The 7,341-nt window shown below is 63.6% G+C and carries 5 protein-coding genes and 1 pseudogene; 4 read left to right on the forward strand and 2 right to left on the reverse strand.

The window, feature by feature from the left end; genetic code table 11:
• Positions 1-201: 201 nt before the first annotated feature.
• The 4 genes from AC16JP_RS02145 (at position 202) to AC16JP_RS02160 (ending at position 5,408) form a co-directional block, all read left to right on the forward strand.
• Complete coding sequence (locus tag AC16JP_RS02145) at positions 202-861, forward strand: PEPxxWA-CTERM sorting domain-containing protein (protein WP_484338956.1); 660 nt, start codon at positions 202-204, stop codon at positions 859-861.
• Between the two features lie 113 nt (positions 862-974).
• Complete coding sequence (locus AC16JP_RS02150) at positions 975-2,801, forward strand: DUF885 domain-containing protein (RefSeq protein ID WP_484338957.1); 1,827 nt, start codon at positions 975-977, stop codon at positions 2,799-2,801.
• Positions 2,798-4,732 carry a S9 family peptidase gene (locus AC16JP_RS02155; protein WP_484338958.1) on the forward strand — a complete coding sequence of 645 codons (1,935 nt, stop codon included), beginning with the start codon at positions 2,798-2,800 and terminating at the stop codon, positions 4,730-4,732. The genes AC16JP_RS02150 and AC16JP_RS02155 overlap by 4 nt, the downstream gene beginning before the upstream one ends.
• 31 nt (positions 4,733-4,763) lie before the next feature.
• The gene (locus AC16JP_RS02160; protein ID WP_484338959.1) at positions 4,764-5,408 is read left to right on the forward strand and encodes an esterase/lipase family protein; all 645 of its coding nucleotides are present in this window, start codon (positions 4,764-4,766) and stop codon (positions 5,406-5,408) included.
• 300 nt (positions 5,409-5,708) lie between these two features.
• Here AC16JP_RS02160 and AC16JP_RS02165 read toward each other — a convergent pair.
• Both AC16JP_RS02165 and AC16JP_RS02170 read right to left on the reverse strand, forming a co-directional pair.
• Positions 5,709-6,671: pseudogene (locus AC16JP_RS02165) on the reverse strand (alpha/beta hydrolase); the annotation flags it as partial.
• A gap of 148 nt (positions 6,672-6,819) precedes the next feature.
• Positions 6,820-7,341: hypothetical protein (locus tag AC16JP_RS02170; RefSeq protein ID WP_484338960.1), on the reverse strand; the 522-nt coding region annotated here is incomplete at its 5' end.

Genomic DNA, 7,341 nt, shown 5'->3' on the forward strand with positions numbered 1-7,341 from the left:
TATCGCTATCTGCTGGTGCCGGTGATGCTGTATCTGTCGGCGGAACTGGTCTGGCGCATCATTGTCCGCATACCCAGCCAGCGCACCACCCCGATCCCGGCTGTATAGCAAAGCGGACGGGCTGCCCATGCTGCGCGCGCGTTGCCGGAAAGGCGAAAATCCGATATTGTTCACCAGTTGTATGCGTAGAGGGGAAAAGTCATGAACAGGGTATTGCTCCTTGCCTTGATCGCTTTGCCGGGTTTGATCGGAACACCGGCGCAGGCAGCGGTCAGAACCATCAGTTTCACCGCAAAAGGAAAAGTCCTCAGCTCAGTCGGCGAATGCATGCTGTCGGAGAACGGGGAGATCGTGCCATATTGTGGAAGAGACGGCCTGTTGCCGAAGGGAACTCCTTGGACATTTACGATCAATCTGTCTGGACATTATGAAGGAGACTTCGATTCTAGCGAAGTGTATTGGACAGTTATCGATATGGAGGGTATTAGGATTACGGATACTTATCAACCTACTATTGATATGTCTATAAATAATAATAAGATAAATTTCATTGAATTTTTCGCAATTACTGATTGTTGCGCATCTTCGTCTTTTTATATAAAACAGAATCGTTTTTCATATTATGATTTTGTGTTTGATCTCAATTTAATTGAAGGCTGGGGTAGAGATTATAAGTATTCAAACGGCTGGAGAGAGGAGTATGGAGCCGGACATCTGACGTCGCTCTACATTGACGGCGTGCGAACCGGTTACGTGCCCGAACCGTCATCCTGGGCGATGATGCTGGCGGGATTCGGTCTGGTTGGCGGATTGCTGCGCCGCAAAGCGAAACCCGGCCCCGCCGTGATGCGCCTGCGCTGATCGTTGCGCTGGCCAGTGCCGGCGGTTCGTCCCGCCGGCCACCCCGATCCTTGAGTAACCGGCCCCCTTCGCTATAGAAGCGACCGGCCTGCTTTCAGGGAAGGGAAATCTCGATGCTCTCACGCCGCCTGTTCCTCGGGTCCACCATGGCTGCCGGTGCTGCAGCGCTGCTGCCCGAAGCCGCCCGCGCTGCGCTCGACCCCAAGCTGAAGGCGGTGCTCGACCGCATGGCCGACGATGCGCTTCGCACGTCGCCGATCATGGCCAGCTACCTCGGCCTCGACACCGGCGCCAACGCCGACCTCAGGGCCAAGGTCGACAGGGCGGGCGTCGTCGGGCGCCGGCAGGCGCTGGCCGACAACAACCGCTACCGCGCCATGATGAAGGGCGTCGACCGCGCAGCACTTCCCGCCAGGGATGGATTCCTTGCTGAATCGGTCGATTATCTGCTGGCCAACGGCGAAGGCGCCGGCCGCTTCCGCTATGGCTCGGCCGGCGTGTTCGGCGGCGGCGTGCCCTATGTCGTCTCGCAGCAGGACGGCAGCTACCAGAATTTCCCGGAATTCCTCGATTCCGTGCACAAGGTGGAAACCCGCGACGACGCCGAGGCCTATCTGTCGCGGCTTTCGGGTTTCGCCACCATCCTCGACGAGGAAAGCGCGCAGCTTCGCGCCGATTCGGCAGCGGGCGTGCTGCCCCCTGATTTCCTGCTGGATACCGCGCTCGGGCAGATGCGCGCGCTGCGGGCGGTGCCTGCGGCGCAATCGCGGCTGGTGTCGTCGCTGACGACGCGAACGGCGGCGAAAGGCATCGCCGGCGACTGGGCGGCCCGCGCCGAAGCCATCGTTGCGCGCGCCATCTATCCGGCGCTCGACCGCCAGATCGCCGACGTGGCGGCCCGCCGTCCGAAGGCGACCGCAGACGCCGGCATCTGGAAACTGCCCGAAGGCGCCGACTATTATCGCTGGGCGCTGCAATATGCGACCAGCACCGACCTCGACCCCGACACCATCCACCAGATGGGCCTCGATCAGGGCCGCGAACTCGACGAACGGATGGATCGCGTGCTGAAGGCGCAGGGCCTGACGCAGGGAACCGTCGGCCAGCGCATGTCGGCGCTTACCCGCGATCCGAAGCAGCTTTTCCCCAACACCGACGCCGGCCGCGACGAGGCGCTGGCCTATGTCGGCCGGAACATCGACACCCTGCGTGCGATGATGCCGCTGTATTCGCGGATGAAGCTGCGCGCCGATCTGGTGGTGAAGCGGGTTCCGCCGGAAATCGAAAAGGGCGCGGCGCTTGGCTATATGAACTTCGCCTCGCTCGATGGTTCGCGGCCAGCCATCTATTACATCAACCTTGCCGACACCGCGAACTGGCCGCGTTTCACCATCCCGTCGCTTTCCGCGCACGAGGGGATCCCCGGTCACGCCTGGCAGGGCGCCTATCTCGCTGAACATCGCGACGACGTGCCGCTGATCAGCAACTTCCTCGGCTTCAACGCCTACACCGAGGGCTGGGCGCTCTATGCCGAACAACTGGTCGACGAACTCGGCTTCTACAAGGACGACCCCTTCGGCCAGCTCGGCATGTTGCAGGCGCTGCGCTTCCGCGCGTCGCGTCTGGCCGTCGATACCGGCCTGCATCACAAGCGCTGGGGCCGCGATCAGGCGATCGACTTCATGGAATCGACGACCGGGCGTTCGCGCGCTGCCTGCCAGTCCGAGATCGACCGCTATTGCGCTTCACCGGGGCAGGCCTGCGGCTACAAGGTGGGCCACACGCAGATGCTGCGGCTGCGCGAAAAGATGAAGGCCGCCCTCGGCGCCGCCTACGACGTCCGCGACTTCAACGACGCAGTGATTCAGGCGGGCGCGATGCCGCTCGCCGTCCTCGAGCGCGCGCTCGCCTATACTGTCTCGCAAAGGACACCGGCATGAAGACCGCCACCCTCCTCCGTCTGCCGATGCTGGCGCTGGCGATCGGCCTGCTGCACGCGCCCGTCGCCGCCGAAACCCGCACCGTCGGCTCGGCGACGCTGCTGAACGTGCCGGCGATCCCTGCCGACATCGCGGCTGCGGTGCAGCGATACCAGAACAGCCGCGCCGCCGGTTTTCAGGGCTGGCTTCCCGATGGCTCGATGCTGATCACCACCCGCTTCGGCGCCACCCAGCAGGTGCACCATGTGGCCTTTCCGGGCGGCGCGCGCACCCAGATCAGCTTCGGCGATGAACCGGTCGCATCGGCGCATGTGATCCCCGGCACCGACAAGTTCGTGAAGATCCGCGATACCGGCGGCGACGAATGGTTCCAGCTTTTCGTGCAGGGGCTTGCAGGCCCGGCCCGGCAGGTCAGCGAACCCGGCACCCGCAACGGCCAGCCGGTGTTCCGGCGTGACGGCCGGCTGATGCTGTGGGCGCAGGCGCGCAAGGGATCGTCGGCCTATGCGTTCCTTGCCGCCGACCCGCAGTCGGATGCAGCGCCGCGCCGGATCGCCGAAATTGAAGGCGCCGCTGCCCCGTCCGACCTTTCGGCCGACGGCGCCAGCCTGCTTTATATCCGCACGCTTTCGAACCGCGAAAGCCGGGTGATGCTGATGGACATGGCAACCGGCGCCAGCCGCGCGGTCACGCCCAACGCGCCGCCTGCCCGCTACGACGATGCGCGTTTCCTGCCGGATGGCAACGTCATCGCCATCTCCGACCGCAACTCGGATACCCGGCGCCTCGTCACCATCGACCGGCAGTCAGGCAAGGAAACCGTGCTGACGCCCGGCCTGCGCTGGGACGTCGAAGCCTTCGACCTGTCGCCCGATGCGCGTCTCGTCGCCTGGTCGATCAACGCGGATGGCTATTCCCGCGTGCACCTGCTCGATCGCACCACCGGCAAGGAAGTGCCGCTGGCGGGTGTTCCCGAAGGCGTGCTGACGGCGCTGCAATTCTCGCCCGACGGCAAGCGGCTGGCGTTCGGCTTCACGGGGGCGCGCACGGCGGGCGACGTCTGGGCGCTGACCATCGCCGACGGCAAGGTCAGCCGCTGGACGGAATCGGAACTCGGCGGCCTCGATCCGGCGCGGCTCTCGGTGCCGGAACTGGTGCACTTCCCCTCGTTCGACTGGCGCCAGATCCCGGCCTTCGTCTATCGGCCGACCGGGGTTGCGCCGGGTGTCCGCACGCCGGTCATCCTCGACATTCATGGCGGCCCGGAATCGCAGTCGCGACCGGTCTGGAACTATGGCGCGCAATATTTCGCCGATGCGTTGCAGGCGACCGTGATCCTGCCCAACGTCCGTGGCTCGGATGGCTATGGCAAGGCCTATCTCAACCTCGACAATGCCGAAAAGCGCGAGGATTCGGTGAAGGACATCGGCGCCCTGCTCGACTGGGTCGCCAAACAGCCCGGTCTCGATCCGTCGCGTGTCGCCGTCTATGGCCAGTCCTATGGCGGCTACATGTCGCTTGCCGTCATGACCCACTATTCCGACCGTCTGGTCGGCGGGGTCGAACGCTACGGCATCTCGAACTTCACCAGCTTCCTCGAACGCACCGAAAGCTATCGCCGCGACAACCGTCGCGCCGAGTATGGCGACGAGCGGCTGCCGAAAATGCGCGAGGTGTTCGAAAAAATCTCGCCCGCGAACAACGTCAGCCGCATCACCCGGCCGATGCTGGTGATGCAGGGCGCCAATGATCCGCGCGTGCCGCAATTCGAATCCGACCAGATCGTCGAAAAGCTGGCCGGGCGCGGCAACGAAGTCTGGTATGTGCTGTTCGCGGATGAAGGCCATGGCTTCCTGAAGAAGCCCAACAACGACCTGCGCCGCGAAGTGGAAACCGTGTTCCTGCGCAAACTCTTCAACGAGAAGCCCTAGGCCCTGACCGCATGAAGCATTCTGGCGCGCGATGACGGCCGGCGTCCTGTTGCTGCACGGGCATGGCCGCACGGGCCTGTCGATGGGTGTGCTCGCGGCCGAGCTTGGCGATGCGGGCTATGCAACGCTGACGCCCGGCTTCGGCATGCGCAAATCGATGCAGGGGATCCTCGATCTGGTGGCGCCCCGGATGCGCCGGTTCGAGGAAACCCTCGATGGCCCGCTGCACATCGTCACCCATTCGCTGGGCGGTCTGGTTGCCCGCGCGCTGATCGCCAGCTACCGCCCGGCGCGGCTGGGCCGGGTGGTGATGCTGGCGCCGCCCAACCACGGCTCGGAACTGGCGGATTTCCTCTATGAACTGAAGCTGTCGCCTGCGGTGCTCGGGCCGGTGGGCGGGGTATTGCGCACCCACCGGCTGCTGGCCGACGAAGCGTTGTTCGGCCCCGTCGATTACGAGCTGGGGATCGTTGCCGGCGACGTGATGCCGTTGCTGCCGGAAAGCATTCTGCCGCGCCCGAACGACGGCAAGGTGTCAGTTGCCTCGACCCGCCTTGATGGCATGCGCGACTTCATTGTCGTTCCCGTGCCCCACAGCCTGATGCCCATGCACCCCGCCAGCGTCGGCCAGGCGATCACGTTCCTGCACGGCGGGCAGTTTCGCCGCGATCCCTGACGCACGGGCAATCACGCCCGGCAACCGTTCCGGATAGTCCGGCGGGAACACCCAGTAATCCAGCCCGCTTGCCCCTGGCCCGGCCGCCAGCCCGCGTTCCGGCGCCGGAAGGCCGAACAGCAGTTGCAACAGCACATCGCTTGCGGCCCACGGATCCATATACCAGAACAGGTGCGACCGGGCGGAAACGCCCTGCAGATCGCCGGGGCGCACGCGCACGATTTCCAGCCCCAGTTCGCGGTTGGCCTGCTGCAGAAAGCGCAGATCGCCGGGCGAAAGTTCGCGCAGGTCGGGGCGGCCGGCGCGCGAGCCCCGGTTCATCACCTCCGACAGCCGCAGCGCGGAATCCTCCATGTTCAGCGAAACCGTCACCCGGTCGGCGATGCCGGCGTAATCGCGCAGGTCGCCGACGAAGCCCCGGAAGTCGGCGTCGGGCGCTGCGTGGTGCACCTGCCCGAGGCGCGGGCTGAAATGATCCTTGCGCGACAGCACGCCGATCCGCGCCAGCCCGTCTGATGCAACGGTGCCGCCTGCGGAATAGCTGAGGACGTGGATCCTGCGCACATCGGTATGGGTAGCCAGCAGTTCGACAAGGCGTGCGAACTGCGGCGCCGCGCCAAAGGCGGTGACGATATCGCGTGGATAGACAAGGAAGTTTTCGGCAGTCGGCCACGCAAACAGCAGCACAACTGCGTGCTGGCCGGTGAAATGCCGAAGCTGCGCCGCCTGCCCGGCGGCGCGCTCGACCGTCGAGTTCGCGCCATGCACATAGATGACCAGATCGTGGGTCGGGCTGCGCCGCAACGCCTCGTCGACAAGGCCGAGCCACGCGCGAAGCTGCGGATCCAGCGTTGCCGAAGGCGCCGGCACCGGTCCTTCGGGCAGGGCGGCCATTTCGGCCATCCGTTCAAGGATCAGTTGCGGCCGCTCGTCTCCGTCCATGCCGAGCGACCATTCATAGACGCGATCCCAACTCGTCCCCTCGTCGCCGATGCGCACCGTCGACACGCCCAGCAGCAGGTCGCGACCGGGGGTCACGGCATAGACGCGATTGTTACGCGGCCCGACCGGCAGGCGGTTGCTGGCGTAGAACAGCTCGATCCGGTTGTCCTTGCGCAGGTTGCCGTTCGCTGCAAACAGCGCCGAACCCGACTTTTCAAACGCCAGGGGCACCGGCATCAGCCGCATCGGCGGCTGATGAAATGCCATCAGGATAACCACCACAAGCCCCACAAGGGCCGCAAATCCAAGCCAGCGCCACATGTGCGTTGCCTAGCGCGACATCAGGCTGTCCGTAAAGAGCGGTTCGTCGACCCCACCCGCCGCCCTGGCGGGGGCCGCAGGGACGCAGAATTTCCTACACCCAAGCGTGCAGAGCGACGGCCAATCGCAAACAAAATTCTTGGTAAGCCTAAGATACCCATAGTTCAGTTATATCAAACCAGAACTCGCGTACGTAACTGACCCGCGCGGCCTCCCGCCTTCGGAAATGTTCGGCCTGATCGAACTCGGGCGCAGTGCCAAATGCGCTATCTGTCCATTCCTGCGACAATGCATTCCAGTGCTGCTCTGTCCAACAATGAACCTCAAACGTCAGACAGTCGAACTGTCTTTCGTCTGCAAAAACAAGCCTCTGCTTGACAAGTTTATGGTCGATACCAGAAAATTTCTCTCCACTTCGACGAAATATGATCAATTGTTCATAGAGAAGTTTTTGAGCGATATGATATTCTAGGCCAACGAAATCAAGTGGACCGCGGAATTCGCTTTTCACAAACCGGATCGCATCGTCCTGACTATAACCCCAACCTCCAGCAATTGGCAGGTGCATACAATCACGCGGAAAATCCTCGGCCAGCACCTGTCGAAGCGGAATAGCATCCCGTACCGGCACTATCGATGCCACAATACGTGCCATCAGTTCTGCACTGGT

The sequence above is a fragment of the Sandaracinobacteroides sp. genome, from assembly GCF_057137845.1.

What these genes read in the sequence shown, in the direction of transcription:
- AC16JP_RS02145 (WP_484338956.1), top strand. Translation starts at nt 202, where the DNA reads ATGAACAGGGTATTGCTCCTTGCCTTGATCGCTTTGCCGGGTTTGATC.
- AC16JP_RS02150 (WP_484338957.1), top strand. Translation starts at nt 975, where the DNA reads ATGCTCTCACGCCGCCTGTTCCTCGGGTCCACCATGGCTGCCGGTGCT.
- AC16JP_RS02155 (WP_484338958.1), top strand. Translation starts at nt 2,798, where the DNA reads ATGAAGACCGCCACCCTCCTCCGTCTGCCGATGCTGGCGCTGGCGATC.
- AC16JP_RS02160 (WP_484338959.1), top strand. Translation starts at nt 4,764, where the DNA reads ATGACGGCCGGCGTCCTGTTGCTGCACGGGCATGGCCGCACGGGCCTG.